This window comes from Derxia gummosa DSM 723 (assembly GCF_000482785.1).
Classification (GTDB): Bacteria; Pseudomonadota; Gammaproteobacteria; order Burkholderiales; family Burkholderiaceae_E; genus Derxia; species Derxia gummosa.
In genome coordinates, this window is sequence record NZ_AXWS01000013.1 from 584901 (window position 1) to 600588 (window position 15688).

10 protein-coding genes and 1 pseudogene are annotated in these 15688 nt (G+C 74.1%); 4 read left to right on the top strand and 7 right to left on the bottom strand.

The features are described 5' to 3' along the window. The first annotated feature begins 4 nt into the window (after window positions 1-4). Window positions 5-1291, top strand: coding sequence for a hypothetical protein (locus H566_RS30015; protein WP_028311809.1), 1287 nt, complete (start codon window positions 5-7; stop codon window positions 1289-1291). A 28-nt stretch (window positions 1292-1319) separates the two neighbouring features. On the opposite strand, the pseudogene H566_RS30020 reads toward H566_RS30015, so the two are convergent. Further along, window positions 1320-1487 (bottom strand): annotated as a pseudogene (locus H566_RS30020) (IS5-like element ISDge16 family transposase); the annotation flags it as partial. 3 nt (window positions 1488-1490) lie between these two features. Here H566_RS30020 and H566_RS30025 point away from each other — a divergent pair. Genes H566_RS30025 through H566_RS0113190 form a run of 3 tightly spaced genes read left to right on the top strand, consistent with a single transcriptional unit; the run spans window position 1491 to window position 5244 of the window. Continuing rightward, window positions 1491-1667, top strand: coding sequence for a hypothetical protein (locus H566_RS30025; protein ID WP_169732521.1), 177 nt, complete (start codon window positions 1491-1493; stop codon window positions 1665-1667). A gap of 37 nt (window positions 1668-1704) precedes the next feature. Then, window positions 1705-3846 carry a T6SS effector phospholipase Tle3 domain-containing protein gene (locus H566_RS24965; protein ID WP_051378717.1) on the top strand — a complete coding sequence of 714 codons (2142 nt, stop codon included), beginning with the start codon at window positions 1705-1707 and terminating at the stop codon, window positions 3844-3846. 6 nt (window positions 3847-3852) lie between these two features. Continuing rightward, window positions 3853-5244: a DUF2875 family protein gene (locus tag H566_RS0113190; protein WP_156924420.1), complete on the top strand. Its 1392-nt coding sequence runs from the start codon at window positions 3853-3855 to the stop codon at window positions 5242-5244. 218 nt (window positions 5245-5462) lie between these two features. Here the strand turns inward: H566_RS0113190 and H566_RS24970 are convergent, their stop codons facing one another. From H566_RS24970 to H566_RS24980, 6 genes are all read right to left on the bottom strand, one after another. Continuing rightward, on the bottom strand, window positions 5463-6320 hold the full coding sequence (locus H566_RS24970; RefSeq protein WP_051378718.1) for a 2,3-dihydro-2,3-dihydroxybenzoate dehydrogenase: 858 nt from the start codon (window positions 6318-6320) through the stop codon (window positions 5463-5465). Between the two features lie 69 nt (window positions 6321-6389). Then, window positions 6390-7232 carry a siderophore-interacting protein gene (locus H566_RS0113200; RefSeq protein WP_028311811.1) on the bottom strand — a complete coding sequence of 281 codons (843 nt, stop codon included), beginning with the start codon at window positions 7230-7232 and terminating at the stop codon, window positions 6390-6392. After that, the gene (locus H566_RS0113205; protein ID WP_034411546.1) at window positions 7233-11372 is read right to left on the bottom strand and encodes a non-ribosomal peptide synthetase; all 4140 of its coding nucleotides are present in this window, start codon (window positions 11370-11372) and stop codon (window positions 7233-7235) included. Further along, window positions 11369-12289 carry an isochorismatase gene (locus H566_RS0113210; RefSeq protein ID WP_028311813.1) on the bottom strand — a complete coding sequence of 307 codons (921 nt, stop codon included), beginning with the start codon at window positions 12287-12289 and terminating at the stop codon, window positions 11369-11371. The genes H566_RS0113205 and H566_RS0113210 overlap by 4 nt, the downstream gene beginning before the upstream one ends. 173 nt (window positions 12290-12462) lie before the next feature. Beyond that, window positions 12463-14298: a (2,3-dihydroxybenzoyl)adenylate synthase gene (locus H566_RS24975; protein WP_084545065.1), complete on the bottom strand. Its 1836-nt coding sequence runs from the start codon at window positions 14296-14298 to the stop codon at window positions 12463-12465. Continuing rightward, window positions 14295-15503: an isochorismate synthase gene (locus tag H566_RS24980; protein WP_051378719.1), complete on the bottom strand. Its 1209-nt coding sequence runs from the start codon at window positions 15501-15503 to the stop codon at window positions 14295-14297. The genes H566_RS24975 and H566_RS24980 overlap by 4 nt, the downstream gene beginning before the upstream one ends. Window positions 15504-15688: the final 185 nt, after the last annotated feature.

The window sequence follows — 15688 nt, forward strand, 5'->3', positions numbered from 1 at the left end:
ACGCATGGACCCGCAGCGCCAGCGGCTCGCGGGGCGTCCGCGCAGCCTGTCGTCCGACGCGCATTTCACCGAGGACCGCTCGACCACGGCCGTCACGCGCACGGTCGACGTGGTGGACCTCGACGCGCACGGCAATCCGGTCAGGCCCGCGAGCGTGAGGCCGACGGGCTTTGCGGGCTTCACGCTGCGGCATGTGCTCGCGAGCATCACGGTGCCCAACCCGCTGCCGCATGCCTGCCGGCTGCCGGGCAAGGGCGCGCCGCCCGACCCGGCGGTCGCGGGCTGGCAGCACAACGTCAACTACACCTGCTTCTTCAATGCCCGCGCCCGGACGCTGGTGCCGGGCGCGGCGGCGCCGCGCCTCCAGGTGCGGCTGCTGTTCGGCACCGGCACCGAGTTCTCGCGCCATGGCGTGTGCAGCGCGGTCGAGGGCGCGGCCGATCCGGTGCTGCTCATCGTGATCCTCGGCATCGAGCCGACGCACGAGATCGAGTTCTTCAACCCGGCGCGGCCGGCCGACCGCCTGAAGCGCATGGCGAACAACCGCTGGGGCGTCGGCATCACGACCGCGTCCATCGAGCGCGCGATCACGACGCGCTACGGCCGGCTCGCGAGCTATGACGTGACGGTGGCGGCCGCCTTCAGCACCGGCTATCTCGGCCTGCAGGACTCGATCGGCAAGCGGCTGTTCGCCATCGACGCGCTCACGCGCGTGGTGCTGTACGACTGCCTGTACGGCACGCTGCGGCCGGCACTCGACCAGGTGCGCGCGCTGCGCGGCACGGCGGTGGGCATCGTGGCCTATGTCGTGACCGGCGGCGGCAACAGCTTCCGCAAGGGCATGCCCGAGACCTTCGCCAACCTCGCGCTCGGCGGCATCGCGGGCTGGCACTACATCAACCTCATGGGCAATCCGGCCTATCACGCGGTCGCGTCGGCGCGCGTCGTGGCCGAGGGGCGGGCGGCGCCGGGGCGCATCCTCGATCCGCTCGACGCGACCTACGCGGCGGCGCATGACGCGCTGGTCGCGCGCATGCCGGCGCGGCACAGCTTCATGAGCGACGCGCGCGTCGTCACGAAGCTGCGCGGCGGCACGCCGGCGGGCGCGACCGCGCTCGCCAGCTTCGCCGCCGACAAGACCAACGCGGCCGCGATCCGCGCCTTCTTCGCCCGGGTCGGCAGCACGCGTCATTGCATCTCGCGCGCGCAGCTGCTCGGCTGGGTGCCGGCCGACGGCGAGGAATGGCATGACCTGCTGCTGGTCGAGTTCGCCTGGGAGATGCTGGGCTAGGGTCTGTCTGCCGGAATCGAATCGACCCCATGAGGATGGAAGCGACGAGGACACTGGCCATGAAGTTGTGGCCGTGCTTGTCGAAGCGAGTCGCGACGGCGCGGAAGTCCTTGACGCGATTGAAGCAACGCTCGACGACGTTGCGGCCCTTGTAGGCCCCGGAGTCCAAGGCCGGCGGGCGCCCGCCGCGTCGGCCTCCATGGATCGCATCAAGGACTTCCAGCATGTGCGCCACGTCGGCGCGCGTGCTGTTTCCCTTCGCGACAGCGCCACCGGGCGGATGCCGAACGCGGCGAGCGGCCGATGTGCCGATTTCGTCAAATTTGTGGCGGACGCGAACGGCCTGACGGCAGGGCGCGACGTTTGCCGGCGTTGACCATGACGCCCTTCCCCATTGCCTCGTCCGCGCCCCGATGCCCACCCTCAGTTTCGAACCCGGCCCGCCAGTGATCGCCCGGGGCCAGTACCCCAGCCTCGCCTCCAAGAGCACCGTCGACCTCTACGCCGACATCCCGCTGCCCGGCGTGGTGATCTTCGTCCACGGCGTCAATTCCACCGGCGAATGGTTTGATGCCGCCGAACGCGGCCTGTGCGCCGGCCTCAATGAACGAACGCTGCGACGCCCGGAGGATTTGCGCTGTCCGGTGGAGAAGACGGAACTCATTCCCTGCAGCTACACGCCGGAACTCACACCCAACGGCTTTCGATCGAAAGACCTGAGCGGCTCAACCTTCCTCCCCACCACCGGCCACTACTCCCCCGTCATCCGCTTCCGCTGGGGCTTTCGTGCATCACAGAAGGAACTCGCGGCCTTCGGCGGCAACGTTTTCCTCGACGAATACCAGTCCTGGGGCGGCGGCCCCTTCGCCAACGGCTGCACCGCCCTGCCCGACCTCTGGGATGCCGGCCTCAACGACCGCGTCTTCCTCTGGTACCAGGCCAACGCGCTGAATCCGACCGACCGCCCGGTCTACGCCTGCCCGCATCGCGGCTACTTCGCCCATGCGGCATGGCGGCTGGCCGCGCTGATCGACCACCTCCGCCAACGCAATGAAGCGCGCGGCCACGGCCCCGACGTGCCGGTCACCATCGTCTGCCACAGCCAGGGCAACATGCTCAGCATCGCCTCGGCCTTCATCGGCCAGGAGCGCTTCGGCGGCAAGGGCGTGGCCGATACCTATGTGCTGTGCAATCCGCCCTACAGCCTCAAGCCAAGCAACTTCATGGAGAACCTGACCCAGTCCGACCAGGGCGGGCGAGTCACGGGCGAAGCCCGGCGCGAGGCCTTCCGGGCCTTCCTGTCGATCGTCGAGGCGCGCGGTGCGCGCTGCCAGGCTGACGCTGCGGTCAACAAGCGCACTGCCAACAGCAAGCCCACGGATGAATCGCCGATCGGCTTTTGCCGCGCCAGCGAACGCGCGAATGACCGCATCAACCAGGGCCGCGTCTTCCTGTACTGCAATCCGCATGACCAGGTGATCTCGGCCAGCACGGTGCAGGGCATTGGCTGGCGCGGGCTTGATCAGCGCGAGATCGACGGCCTTGGTGGCCCGTCCAACTTCCATCAGCGCGTCTGGGCCGACGGGCTGGCCGTGGGGCAACGCGGCCTGACCAGCTATCCGATGTGGCCAGCGGGTGGCTGCAAGACGTTCTGGTCCCCGCCCTCGCCGCAGGCGCGCTACTCGATCGAGCGTGATCTGGACGATCCACGCGCCAGCGTCTGGGGCAAGCTCGGCTCGCTGCTGCTGGCACCGCTGCTGATTCCGGCCACCACGTTGGCGCGGATGGTCGGGCTGAGCGCCATCAACGCCGAGCCGGAACGCAACCGTCGCCTGCCGATCACCGCCCCGCCCATCAGCGATGAAGGCGTGCTGCCCAAGGCCCTGCGCATGCACGCCGGGCAGGTCCTGGCCGGGCCGTTTGACGAAGGCAGCGAATCGGCCGAGGACAACCTTGCGACGCACAGCGCGATCGACGACCCGGACGACGTCTACAACCGCGCCCGCGGCACGCTCGGCCTCAAGGCTCAGGGCGATGCCGACAGCGAGGCGCAATTGCGCTACGAGCATCACGCCCGGGTGCGCATGGATGCGCGCGCCTCGCGCGAAGACACGCTGCGCGATGAAGCCGAGGAAGTGCGTGCCGATGGCCACCTGAGCGAGCGCTTCAGGCAATGGTCGGACGCGCGCCGTGCCGAGTATCTGGTGAGCGGGCGCAACCAGAACGCGACCGACCATTCGACGATCCTCACCAACCCGATGCATGCGCAGGCGGTGCTGGCCTATGACATCGCGCTGGGCTATGCGCGGTTCACCGAGTCGGACTGGATGGAATTCCGGCAGATGGCGGATTGGCGCTGGGTGGGGGCCGCAGAGACGTGGGAGCCAGCGAAAGAGTACGCCGCTTACTTCAAGAAGGGTCAGTTCTACAAGCAACCGCTCTATGAGCATCCGGACTACCAGCCCAACGTGCCGGCAACCCTGGGCATCGATTCACGCCGGGAATCCGCGATGCGCCCCCCGCGCCCGACCCAGCCCTATGACAGCTATCCCTGAGCCGACATGCGCCGCCGACATCTGCTCCTGACCTTGCCCGCACTGCTTGCAAGCGCATGCACGACCGTGGCTCCCTCCGAATCGACACCTGCCCAGACCATGCCTTCCGACTCTCCGCCTCGCTACATCGCCAATGTCATGGCCGTGCAATGGGTCAGCCCCTTGAGCTTCCAGGACTATGGTGCCGACTGGAATCTTCTGCGCCATCTCGGCATGGCAACGCCCAATGCCAATGACGATGGCCACCCCGAGCGATGGCCACTGGGGACCCCGGTGGTACCCATCGCCACCACCTACCGTTCTTCCAAGCGCTACATCTCGATTGAACAGGACATCGACACTGCAATCACTCCTTTTGGTCGAGAGTTGATCTTCAGCCCGAGCAGCTTCTACTCGCTCGGCACCCGCTATCACCGCTTCACCTTCATCGACCAGCAGAGCTTTCTCGCAACCTCGCCCAGGCTGCTCGGCGAGCCGCTCAATGACCAGTACTGGCATCGCTTCCGCATCGGTCCGACCGACACGCCGGCCAACGAAGCCCTCACCGCCGCCGACATGGCCCGCGAGCCCGTCGCCATTCCGGTCTCGATCGAACGGCTGGTCAATGAAGTCATCTCATCGACAACAGACGGCTGGGACGAGTACTTCAACCCCGAGCACCTCCAGCCCAGCACCACCATCGATTTCGGGGGACGCGCCGCCGGCTTCTACTCCCTCGCCCGCGCTCAGCAGTACATCGCCAGCCACCCGCAGAAGCCCGCCTGGCTCATCGGCCAGGACATGGTCGACTTCCCCACCTCGGCCCAGCCGACCGAAAACTGCACCGTCCTCATCCTCGCCTCGCCCGACCTCAAGCATCCCGTCCCGCGCAAGCCGCTCGCACGGCTGTACCGGCCGTTCCGGGTGAAGCTGGAATCGTCCAACGGCCGGCCGCCGGGCGTTCGGGCGCGCGTCGATGCGCTGCGCGAGGCGATGCGGCAGGCCATGACCGATGGCGAGGTCGACTTCGCCGACATCGGCAAGGTCTTCCATGACGCCGGGCTCAACTCCGACCAGGCCAGCCGCTCCATCGGCGCGCTCGGTCAGGCGCTCACCGAGATGGGGCTCGAAGGCAGCGAGTTCGCTGAGCGCACCTACAACGTCGACACCTGGCTGCGCGACGCGGGCTCGGCCGCGGCCGGGATGAATTTCGCCTTCGCGATCGCCTACTCACACTGGGCCAACAAGCCCGCGCTGGTGGTCGCGACGCGCGAGGACGACGAGGTGTTCGCCGTGCTGGTGCGGCCACCCGAAGGCCACCAGACGCCCGAGCCCGTCACCGAATGGCCGCGGGCGCGCAGCGGCGGGCTCGCCTACTGGCCGTGGTGGGGCCGGCTCGACCGGAAGAAGCCGCGATGAAGCGTCCTGGCCAGACCACGCATTGACACAGCGCCAGGGCGTCAACCACTCAGGCGCCGCAGCTCACGAGCTCGGCAAGGCGCTGACCCGAGGCGTCAATTGCGTGGCAGCAGCGGGGCGCGCCTGTCACTTCCACCCTTGTGGGGATCGATTCGGTTCCGTCAGACAGACCTTAGGCGCGGCCGCTCCGGCTCCGGCGCCGGCGCCGCCGGCGGCCGTCAGGCGTCGAGCGTCGCGCCGCCGTCGGCGCGCAGGTCGTGCAGCGTGATGTGGCGCGCGCGGTCCGAGGCGAGGAAGCAGGCGACCTCGGCGATGTCCTCCGGCTCGGCGATGCGGCCGAGCGGGATACCGAGCCGGAAGCTGGCCGCGTCGCCACCGAGGATGGCGTCGCGTGCGCCGGGATGGGTCCAGAGCTGGCGTTGCATCGCGGTGTCGGTCGAGCCGGGCGAGACGAGGTTGCAGCGCACGCCGAGCGGCGCGAGTTCGAGCCCGAGGCAGCGCAGGTACTGGCTGGCGGCGGCCTTCGATGCGCCGTAGGCCGCCATCTGCGCGCGCGGCACGCCGGCGGCGTTGGAGCCGACCGCGACGATCGCGCCGCGCCGGCGCGCGGCCAGGCGCGGCGCGACCGCGCGGCACAGCCGCATCAGGCCGCCCGCGTTGATGTCGAGCGAGCTTTCCCAGGCGTCGTCGTCGATGTCGATGGCGCGCGCGAGATGGAGCACGCCGGCGGCGTTGATGACGATGTCGAGCGGGCCGAGCCGGGCCTCGGCCGTCTCGACCGCCTGCTCGACGGCGGCGCGGTCGCGCAGGTCGGCGCCGAGCGCGAGATGGCGCGACGGGGTGGCGTCGGGCGCGGCGGCGTGCAGGCCGGTCGCGTCGAGGCCGGCGGCGGTCGCGGCGACCGCCTCGGCCTGGCGGTCGAGCAGCGCGACGCGGGCGCCGCGCGCGGCGAGCAGGCGGGCGATGGCGGCGCCGATGCCCTGGGCGGCGCCGGTGACGAGGGCGACGCGGCCGGCGAATTCGGCGCCGTCGTGGCGGGCGCGGTCGGGGGAGGCGAGCGGATCGGGGGCGTTCATGCAAGCGCTTTCATGGTCTGGGGGCGAGGCCGGCCTCGGGGCGGGCGGTCGGGGAAGTCGCGGACGTGTTCAGGCGAGCGGCGTGGCGTCGAGTTCGTCCATCACGCGGTGGCGCTCGGCGTGGTAGCCCTCCTCGTCGGCGTCGGACTTCCAGTAGGGCACGGCATAGAGCCGCTCGCGCGCCACGCCGGCGGCGAGGGCGCGCCGACGCAGGGCGACGACCTCGGCATGCTCGCCGGCGAGCGTGGCCGACAGCGTCGCGCCGGGCGGGCGCGGCAGGCCGTCCCAGGCGTCGAGCAGGCCGGCGAAGCCGTCGGCGCCGGGGCGCCCGCGCACGATCCAGCGCAGGTCGAGCGCGCCGCGCTGGGGCAGGACGCGGCAGTCGGCGGGATCATCGACGGCGATGACGGCATGGCCGCGCGCGCCGGCCGGCAGCTGGCGCAGCACGGCGGCGATGAGGGCGGCGGCGCTCAGGTCGCCGAACAGCAGGTGGAAGCCGGCGTCGGCCGCGAAGCGCGGCGGGCCGCCCGGGCCGGCGATGCCGACCTCGTCGCCGGGGCGGGCGCGGGCGGCCCAGTCGGCGGCGGGGCCGGGCGCGGCGTGCAGCACGAAGTCGATGTCCAGTTCGCCGGGCACCGGGTCGTGGCGCGCGACGGTGTAGGTGCGCACGACGGGCTTGCGCGCGGCCGATGGCCAGACGAGGCCGTCGGGGCCGGGGCGCGGCAGCTCGGGGCGGAGCTGGCCGGGGCGCGGCAGCAGCAGCTTGAGATGGGCGCCGTCGCAGCCGGGCGGGAAGCCGGCCAGCGCCGGGCCGCCGAGCGTGATGCGGCGCAGACCGGGCGTGACCGTGACGGCGCGGCGCACGACGAGCAGGCGCGGTCCGGGCGGCGCGGGGCGTTCGTCGGGAGGCATTCAGCTTTCCTTGCGGGTGGGGGCGGTTGACGCGAGCCGGCGCGCGAGTTCGGCGCCGATGCGGTCGAGCGCGGCCGGCGCGGCGAGGCCGGAATGGGTCGCGTCGATGTCGATGACCTCGATCGCGCCGGTGACATGGGGCCGCCAGCTCGCGGGTTCGGGCGCGTCGGCGGGACGGCGGGCGGCGCGGAAGAACAGCAGCGGCCCGTCGAAGACGGCCGGCGTGCTGGCGCGGAAGGCGCGCATCGTGTGCAGCGCGGTGTCGGCGAGGCGGTCGATGAGGGCGGCGTCGCAGCCGGCCAGCGGGCTGCCGGGGCGGGCCAGCAGGGCGCGCATCGCGGCGGGTGGCAGCGGCTCGCCGGCGGCGTCGAGCGGGCTGTCGCCGGTGATGTCGAGCAGGGCTTCGAGCGCGTCGGCGGCGCTCGGCTCGGGCCGGTGGGTCCAGGCGGTGGCGGGATAGGCGTCCATGAGCGCGAGCAGCTCGACCGCCTCGCCGGCGGCGCGCAGGCGGGCGGCGATCTCGTGGGCGAGCGCGCCGCCGCTCGACCAGCCGAGCAGCCGGTAGGGGCCATGTGGCTGGACGCCGCGTAGCCGGGCCAGATGGTCGGCGGCCATCGCGGCGAAGTCGGCGGGCGGCTCGGCGCTCAGGCCGCGCGCCTGGAGGCCGTGCAGCGCGAGCGCGGGCAGGTGGCGGGCGAGCCCGAGGTAGCACCAGCTCAGGCCCTCGGCCGGATGGAGGCAGAACAGGGCTGGCGCCGCGCCGTGCTGGAGCGTGAACAGCGGAGCGAAGGCGGCGGTCGGGGCGGCCCCGGCGTCGGCAGGGACGCGGTTCGCCGCGCCGCCGCTGGCGATCCCGGCGCCGGCCGGGGCGTCGGCCCCGGCCTCGATCCCGGCGTCGATCCCGGCGTCGTTCCCGGCGTGCCGGCCGGCCCCGGCGTCGAGCACGGCCGCGAGATCGGCCGCGCGCGGATGGCGGAACAGCAGCGACATCGGCAGCTCGCGCCCGAGCCGCTGGCCGAGCCGGCTCGTGACCTGGATCGCCTGGAGCGACTTGCCGCCGAGGGCGAAGAAATCGTCGTCGGCGCCGAGGCCGTCGAGGCCGAGCACCTCGCGCCAGGTGGCGAGCAGGGCATCGAGGACGCTGCCGGCCACCGGCGCCGCCGCGTCGGCGCGCGCGTCGGCCGCCGCCGCGTCCGGCGCGGCCGTGACCGCCGGCAGACGCGCGAGCAGCGCCTTGCGGTCGATCTTGCCGTTGGCGTTGCGCGGCAGTTCGGCGACGGCGAAGAAGGCGTCGGGCACGGCGGGCGCGGGCAGCCGTCGGGCCAGCCGCGCGCGCCAGCCGGCCGAGGTAGCCGGTGCCAGCGCGGCGGGCGCGGACGCCGTCGGCGGACGCTCGGGCACGACGAAGGCGACCAGCCGGCGCAGGCCGCCCGCGAGCGGCTGGGCAGCGACGGCGGCGCCGATCACGCCGTCGCAGCCGAGCAGCACCGACTCGACCTCGGCCGGGTCGATGCGGTGGCCGCTGAGCTTGATCTCGTCGTCGATGCGGCCAAGGTAGACGAGCTGGTCGCCGTCGAGCCGCACGCGGTCGCCGGTGCGGTAGGCGCGCGGCGCACCGGGCAGCGCCGGCAGACGCACGAAGCGGGCGGCGTCGCGCGCCGGCCGCTCGAAGTAGCCGTTGGCGAGCATCGGGCCGAGCACGCAAAGCTCGCCCTCGGCGCCGGCCATGACCGGATGCAGCCAGGCATCGACGACGACCATCGACAGCCCGGCGAGCGGCTGGCCGATCGGCAGGGCGGCGGGCGTGGTGCCGTCGTCGGCCGGCGCGCCGAGTTCGGCGGTGGTGCAGATCACGGTGGTCTCGGTCGGGCCGTAACTGTTGACGAGCCTCGGGCCGGTCGGCGCGGCGGCGCGCCAGCGCGCGACGCGGTCGGCCAGCACGGCCTCGCCGCCGATGATGACCAGCCGCAGCGCGGGCGGCAGGCGGCAGTCGTCGCCGAGGCGCCAGGCCAGCTCGTGCCAGAACGCGGTCGGCAGGTCGAGCACGCTGATGGCGAGCCGGCCGCAGGCGGCGAGAAAGCCGCCGAGGCTGTCGAGCATGGCGTCGTCGCGCAGCACGAGCGTCGCGCCGTGCGCGAGGCTCAGATGGATCTCCTCGACGCTGGCGTCGAAATGCAGCGGCGCGAACTGGAGCACGCGGTCGCGCGCGTCGATGCCGTAGCGCCACCCGGCCGCCGCGACGAAGTGCGCGAGCGCGCCGCGCCCGATCACCACGCCGTTCGGCCGGCCGGTGCTGCCCGAGGTGTGGATGACATAGGCCGGCGCGTCGGGCGGCACCGGGCGCGGCGGCAGAGGGCGGGCGCCGGCCGTGGCGGCGCCGGCGTCCTCGTGGACGACGATCCACGGCCAGTCGCCCGCGAGCGTGGCCGTCGCGGGCCGCACCAGCACGCGCGCCGGACGCACGTCGTCGAGCACGTCGGCGATGCGCGCGCGCGGGCCGGCGGGGTCGAGCGGCACGTAGGCGGCGCCGGTCCAGAGCGTGGCGAGCATGGCGACGACGGCTTCGGGCGCGCGCGGCAGCAGCAGCGCGACGCGGTCGCCGGGGCCGATGCCGTGGCTGGCGAGTTCGCCTGCAAGCCTTTGCACCGCGCGTTCGAGCGCGGCGTAGTCGAGCCGGCGGCCGTCGGTCGTCTCGATGGCGGTCGCGGCGGGCGTGGCGGCGACGCGGGCGCGGAAGGCGTCGAGCACGTCGGCGGCGGCGCCGGGCGGCGGGCCGCCATCGAGCCGGGCCGGCGCGGCCGGCAGCGCCCGCGCGCAGGGCAGCGTGGCGGCGAGCCGCCCGGCCACCTCGGCCGGCGTGGCGCCGGGCGCGAGCGCGAAGGCGTCGAGCATGGCCACGAGCCCGTCGGCGATGCGCGCAAGCATCGCGGCGTCGTAGGCGAGCGGATTGGCCTCGGCGTCGATGCCGAGGCCGTCCGGGCCGGGCGCGAACACGATCGACAGGTCGTCCACCGGCCCGGCGGCGATCGGCCGGCGCGTCGCGCGCAGCGGGCCGACGCGGTCGAGCCGGTCGAAGGCGAGCAGGTTGACGACGGGCGCGAACAGGCGCCGGCCGGGCGCGGCGCGGCCGAGGTCGTGGCGCAGCTTCTCGTAGCGGTAGCGCGCATGCGGCCGGCCGGCACGCAGTCGGGCGACGACCTCGCGCGCGAGCTGGTCGAGGCCGGCGTCGGGCGCGACGCGCAGGCGCAGCGGGACGATGTTCATCGTCATGCAGGGCACCGTGAGCGCGACCGAGCCGAGCCGGTTCATGACCGGCAGGCCGAGCGTGAGGTCGGTGGCGCCGGTCTCGCGCCAGAGCCAGGCGGCGGTGGCGGCGAGCAGCCAGGCATGCAGGTCGGTACCGGCGGCGCGCGCGGCGGCCTGCCAGCGCGCGAGCCGGGCGGTGTCGGGCGCGCGGCGTTCGCGCCGCACCGGGCCGCCGAGCGGCGCGGGCGGCGCGAGCGTGACCGGGTCGGGCGCGTCGGCAAGCTCGGCGCGCCAGTGCTCGCGCGCGCGGTCGGCGGCGGGCGAGGCGAGCCAGGCGGCTTCCTCGGCCACCACGTCCGCAAGCGTGTGCAGGGCGCCGGGCGGGGCGGGGTAGCGGTCGAGCGCGGCCGAGTGCAGGGCGGCGACGCGGCGCGCGACGAGCGCATGGCCGTAGCCGTCGAGCGCGAGGTGATGGGCGCGCAGCAGCCAGCGGTGGCGCGCGGGCCCGAGCCGCAGCAGCGCGCAGCGGAACAGCGGATCGCGCGCGAGATCGACGGGCGCGGCGAGGTCGGCGGCGATCCAGGCGTCGGCGGCGGCGTCGGGATCGGCGGCGGTGGAGCAGTCGATCCATTCGGGCTGCCAGTCGCGGCCGGCGGGCCATTGCAGCAGGCGGCCGTCGACGAGGCCGGCGCGCAGATGCAGCGCCTCGGCTTCGTCGAGCGCGTGCCGCACGGCGGCGAGGAAGACATCGCGGTCGAGCGGGCCGTCGAGGTCGAGCGCCTCGGCGGTCTGGTAGATCGGGCTGTCCGCCACGAGTTGCTGGCCGAACCAGATGCCGGCCTGGGCCTCGGTGAGCGGCAGCGCGGCGGCGGCGGGCGTGTCGCGCGGGCTCATGCGGCTTCGCCCAGCGGCGCGCCGAGCCGGTCGAGCCAGCGCGCGAGCGTGGGCGCGGCGGCGAGGTGGACGAACTCCAGTCCGGCGGCGCCGGCCGCGCGCCAGCGCTCGACCAGGGCCATGAGGCGGATCGAGTCGAGGCCGGCGTCGAGCAGGTTGTCGTCGGCGCCGAGTTCGTCGGACGGCAGGTCGAGCAGCGCGGCGACCTCGGCGCGCAGGGCGTCGAGGCTGGCGGGCAGCGGGGTGACGGGCGGCGGCTCGATGGTCACGCCTGCGGCCGGCGCGCCGAGCGCCGCGCACACCGCGTCGGTGCCCGCGACCATGCCGCAGCGCCCGGCGATCCAGCCGAGCGCCGTCGCATGCTCGGCGGCGGAGAAGTCGGCGAGCGCGTCGCCCACGGCGAACACGCGCAGGTCGCGCATGAAGCCGTCGGCGGCGGTCACGAGGCAGCCGATGTGGGCATAGACGCCGCAGACGATGAGCTGGTCGCGGCCGGCGGCGCGCAGGCGCTCGGCGAGGTCGCTGCGCGTGAAGGCGCTGTAGCGCCACTTGTCGATCACGACATGGCCGGCGCGCGGCGCGAGCGCCGGCTCGATCGCGGCGCGTTCGGGCCGTGCCGTCAGGCCCGGCCCCCAGAACTCGTTGAGCAGGGCGCGATCGCCGGCCGGCTGCACGCCGGGCTGGGCCGTGTAGAACACGGGCAGGCCGGCGGCGTCGCTGGCGTCGCGCAGGCGCGCGATGTTGGCGAGCAGCGCGGGCAGCGGCTCGGCCGCGCGGTCGTAGAAGTCGAGGAAGTGCTGCTGCATGTCGTGGATGAGCAGCGCGGCGCGGGCCGGGTCGGGTCGCCAGTCGACGCGGTTGGCCGGGAAGTCGGCGGGCGCGGGCATGGGGTAGGTGGCGATGCGGGGGATGCTCATGGGTCGTGTCCTGCGGGAGCCGGGCGCGGTCGATGGCCGAGCGCGCCGTGGCGAAGAAAAAGGGCGCGCGTCGCGCTGGCGGAGGGGACGCCGCCGGCGGGAGCCCGTCGCGCGCCAAGAGGAATCGGAGGCTGCCGTCGCCCCGGGCGTTGGCGAGCGCGGGGCGGGGGGCGTCAGGCGGCGGTGGTCTCGGTCGGCGGCGCGTTTGCGGCTGCGGTCGATGGCGCGCTCGTGGGCGGAGCCGAAGCCGCGCTCGCGGACGGAGCCGAAGCCGCGCTCGCGGACGGCGTCGGCGCCGCGCTCGCGGGCGTGCCCGGCGGCGTGCCGAAGCGGGCACGCAGCGCGCGCTTGTCCACCTTGCCGATGGCGGTCTTGGGCAGGGCGTCCACCACCTCGACGCGGTCGGGCAGCTTGTAGTCGGCCAGCCCGCGTTCGCGCAGGAAGGCGACGAGCGCGGCGCGCTTCGGCGCCGGGCCGCGCGCGACGATCACGGCGCAGCTGCGCTCGCCGAGCCAGGCGTCGGGCAGGCCGACGAGCGCGGCGTCGAACACGGCCGGATGCGCGAGCAGATGGCCCTCGACCTCCTCGGCCGCGATCTTGTCGCCGCCCCGGTTGATCTGGTCCTTGGCGCGGCCCTCGACGACGAGATGGCCGCCGGGCAGCCGCCGCACGATGTCGCCGGTGCGGTAGTAGCCGTCGGCGGTGAAGGCGCGCGCGTTGTGCTGCTCGGCGCGGTAGTAGCCGCGGATGGTGTACGGCCCGCGCGCGAGCAGATGGCCGGGCGTGCCGTCGGGCAGGTCGCGGTCGTCGTCATCGACCACGCGCACCTCGTCGAAGGGCGACATCGGCCGGCCCTGGGTCGAGACCACGAGCTCGGGCGGGTCGTCGGCGCGCGTGTAGTTGACGAGGCCCTCGGCCATGCCGAACACCTGCTGCACCGGGCAGCCGAGTTCGGCGCCGATGCGCCGCGCGATGTCGTCGGCGAGGCGGGCGCCGCCCACCTGGAGCCAGCGCAGGCTCGACAGGTCGGGCCGGCGCGTGCGCGCGGCGTCGAGCCAGGCCTGGGCCAGCGGCGGCACGACGGCGGTGATCGTCACGCGGTGCGCGGCGATGAGGCGGAAGCAGGTGTCGGCATCGGGGCGCGGCGCGAGCACCACGCAGCCGCCCGCCATCAGCACGCCGAGCGTGCCCGGCGAGCTGAGCGGGAAGTTGTGCGCGACCGGCAGCGCGCAGAGATAGACGGCGTCCTCGCCGATGCCGCAGACCTCGTTGCTGCGCCGGATGCTGTAGGCGTAGTCGTCATGCGTGCGCGCGATGAGCTTGGGCAGGCCGGTGCTGCCGCCGGAAAGCTGGAGGAAGGCGACTTCGTCGGCGGTCGGGCCGGGCGGCAGGGCCGGGGCGGCGCGGCCGGTCTCGCGCGCGGCGCCGGGGGACGCGCCGGCGGCGGTGCCCGCGCCATCGGCCTCCAGCGCCGCGAGCGAGGTGAACTCCTGTGCCTCGCCCGCGACGATCACGCGCGGCGGTGCGCCGTCGAGCCCGGCAAGTACCTGACGCGCGAGCGCGCGGTGGTCGAAGGCGAGCGGATCGGCCGCGTCCGGCGCGGCGATGACCCAGGCCTTCGCCTCGGCATGGCGCAGGAAGTGGCTGATCTCGGCCTGGCGGTGCGCCGGCTGGGCAAACACCGGCAGCGCGCCGAGCCGGAACAGCGCGAACACGACCACGAAGAACTCGCCGACGTTGGGCAGCTGCACCACGACCCGGTCGCGCGCGCCGATGCCCGCGCGGTGCAGGCCGGCGGCGAGCCGGTCGGCGGCGGCGTCCAGCTCGGTATAGCGCCAGCGCCGTTCGCCGCACACGAGCGCGAGCCGGTCGGGATGGGCGGCGGCGCGGCGGCGCAGCAGCTCGCCGAAGGTTTCGCCGGTCCAGCAGCCGAGGGCGCGGTAGCGCGCGGCGACGTCGTCGGGCCAGGGCACGAAGCCCGGCAGCGGGGCGCGGACGGCGGCGCTCATGCGGCCTCCGCCTGCGCTGCCGTGCGCAGGACGGCGTCGAGCATGGTCTGCATCTTGGCCGTGGTCTCGGCCAGCTCGCGCTCGGGCTGCGAGGCGGCGACGATGCCGGCGCCCGCGTAGAGCGTCACTTCGTCGTCGCGCAGCGCGGCGCAGCGGATCGTCACCGCCCATTCGCCGTCGCCGCTCGCGTCGCACCAGCCGACCAGGCCGGTGAACAGGTCGCGGTCATAGCCTTCGGCGCGGGCGATGAAGTCGCGCGCGGGCGCCGGCGGCTGGCCGCAGACGGCGGGCGTCGGATGCAGCGCGAGCGCGAGGTCGAGCGATGACGTGGCCGGATCGGCCAGCTCGCCGCGCAGCTCGGTGCCGAGATGCCACATGGTGGGCGTGGCGACGAGGCTGGGCATGGGCGGCACGTCGAGCTTCGGGCAATGGTCGCGCAGCGTGCGCGCGACCGAGCGCACCACCAGCGCGTGCTCGTGCAGGTCCTTGTCGGAGCGCAGCAGCAGGCGGGCGCGCAGGGCGTCCTCGGCCGGATCGGTGCTGCGCGGAATCGAACCCGCGAGCGGATGCGACACCACGGTGCGGCCTTCGCGGCGCAGCAGCAGCTCCGGGCTGGCGCCGAGCCACAGGCCGCGTGCGCCGGCGTCGATCGAGAAGCTGTAGCCCTGGGTGTTGCCCTCGCAGAGCAGGTCGAACAGCGCGGCCGGAGCGGGACGGGCGCGTAGCGTCATCGAGCGCGACAGCACCACCTTCTCGAAGGCGCCGGCGCGGATCGCGGCGGTCGCGGCCTCGACCTCGCGGCAGAACAGGTCGGGCTCGGGCACGAGCCGCAGCGGGCGTGGCGGCGCGACCGGACGGCGGCTGGCGGCACGCGGCGGCGTCGCGGGCGGGGCGGCATGCATGTCGAGCCGCGCGGTTTCGGGCAGCACGAGATGGGCCGGACCGTCGGCGCGGAAGGGCAGGGCGCCGACGAGCAGCGCGTTGTGCTCGCCGGCGCGGCGGCGCTCCGCGAGGCAGGCGCGTGCCAGCTCGGCCACACCGGCGTCGGTGGCGAGCGTGAGCAGTTCGCGCCGGCCGGAGGCGCGCAGCCGGTAGCGCGGCGAGACGAAGGCGTATTCGCCACGGTGGCGGGCGCAGGGGCGGACCTCGGGGAGGTCGGCCGCCACCTCGCCGAGCGCGGCGAGGGCAAAGCCGGAGATCTGCATGGGGGCTCCTCAGCGGACGTGGCCCGTCTGCTCGACGGGCCGGGGCATGAGCAGCTGGCTAGTCGAGGCCGACCGCGCGGCGCGGTGGCGACATTGCTGGCGGAGGCGGCGCCGCCGACGGGCGCAAACGCCACGACGGTGCCGGGAAAGTGAAATCGGTCAGGACTTTATTGAGAACAATTCTT

What these genes read in the sequence shown, in the direction of transcription:
- H566_RS30015 (WP_028311809.1), top strand. Translation starts at nt 5, where the DNA reads ATGGACCCGCAGCGCCAGCGGCTCGCGGGGCGTCCGCGCAGCCTGTCG.
- H566_RS30025 (WP_169732521.1), top strand. Translation starts at nt 1,491, where the DNA reads ATGGATCGCATCAAGGACTTCCAGCATGTGCGCCACGTCGGCGCGCGT.
- H566_RS24965 (WP_051378717.1), top strand. Translation starts at nt 1,705, where the DNA reads ATGCCCACCCTCAGTTTCGAACCCGGCCCGCCAGTGATCGCCCGGGGC.
- H566_RS0113190 (WP_156924420.1), top strand. Translation starts at nt 3,853, where the DNA reads ATGCGCCGCCGACATCTGCTCCTGACCTTGCCCGCACTGCTTGCAAGC.
- H566_RS24970 (WP_051378718.1), bottom strand. Translation starts at nt 6,320, where the DNA reads ATGAACGCCCCCGATCCGCTCGCCTCCCCCGACCGCGCCCGCCACGAC.
- H566_RS0113200 (WP_028311811.1), bottom strand. Translation starts at nt 7,232, where the DNA reads ATGCCTCCCGACGAACGCCCCGCGCCGCCCGGACCGCGCCTGCTCGTC.
- H566_RS0113205 (WP_034411546.1), bottom strand. Translation starts at nt 11,372, where the DNA reads ATGAGCCCGCGCGACACGCCCGCCGCCGCCGCGCTGCCGCTCACCGAG.
- H566_RS0113210 (WP_028311813.1), bottom strand. Translation starts at nt 12,289, where the DNA reads ATGAGCATCCCCCGCATCGCCACCTACCCCATGCCCGCGCCCGCCGAC.
- H566_RS24975 (WP_084545065.1), bottom strand. Translation starts at nt 14,298, where the DNA reads ATGAGCGCCGCCGTCCGCGCCCCGCTGCCGGGCTTCGTGCCCTGGCCC.
- H566_RS24980 (WP_051378719.1), bottom strand. Translation starts at nt 15,503, where the DNA reads ATGCAGATCTCCGGCTTTGCCCTCGCCGCGCTCGGCGAGGTGGCGGCC.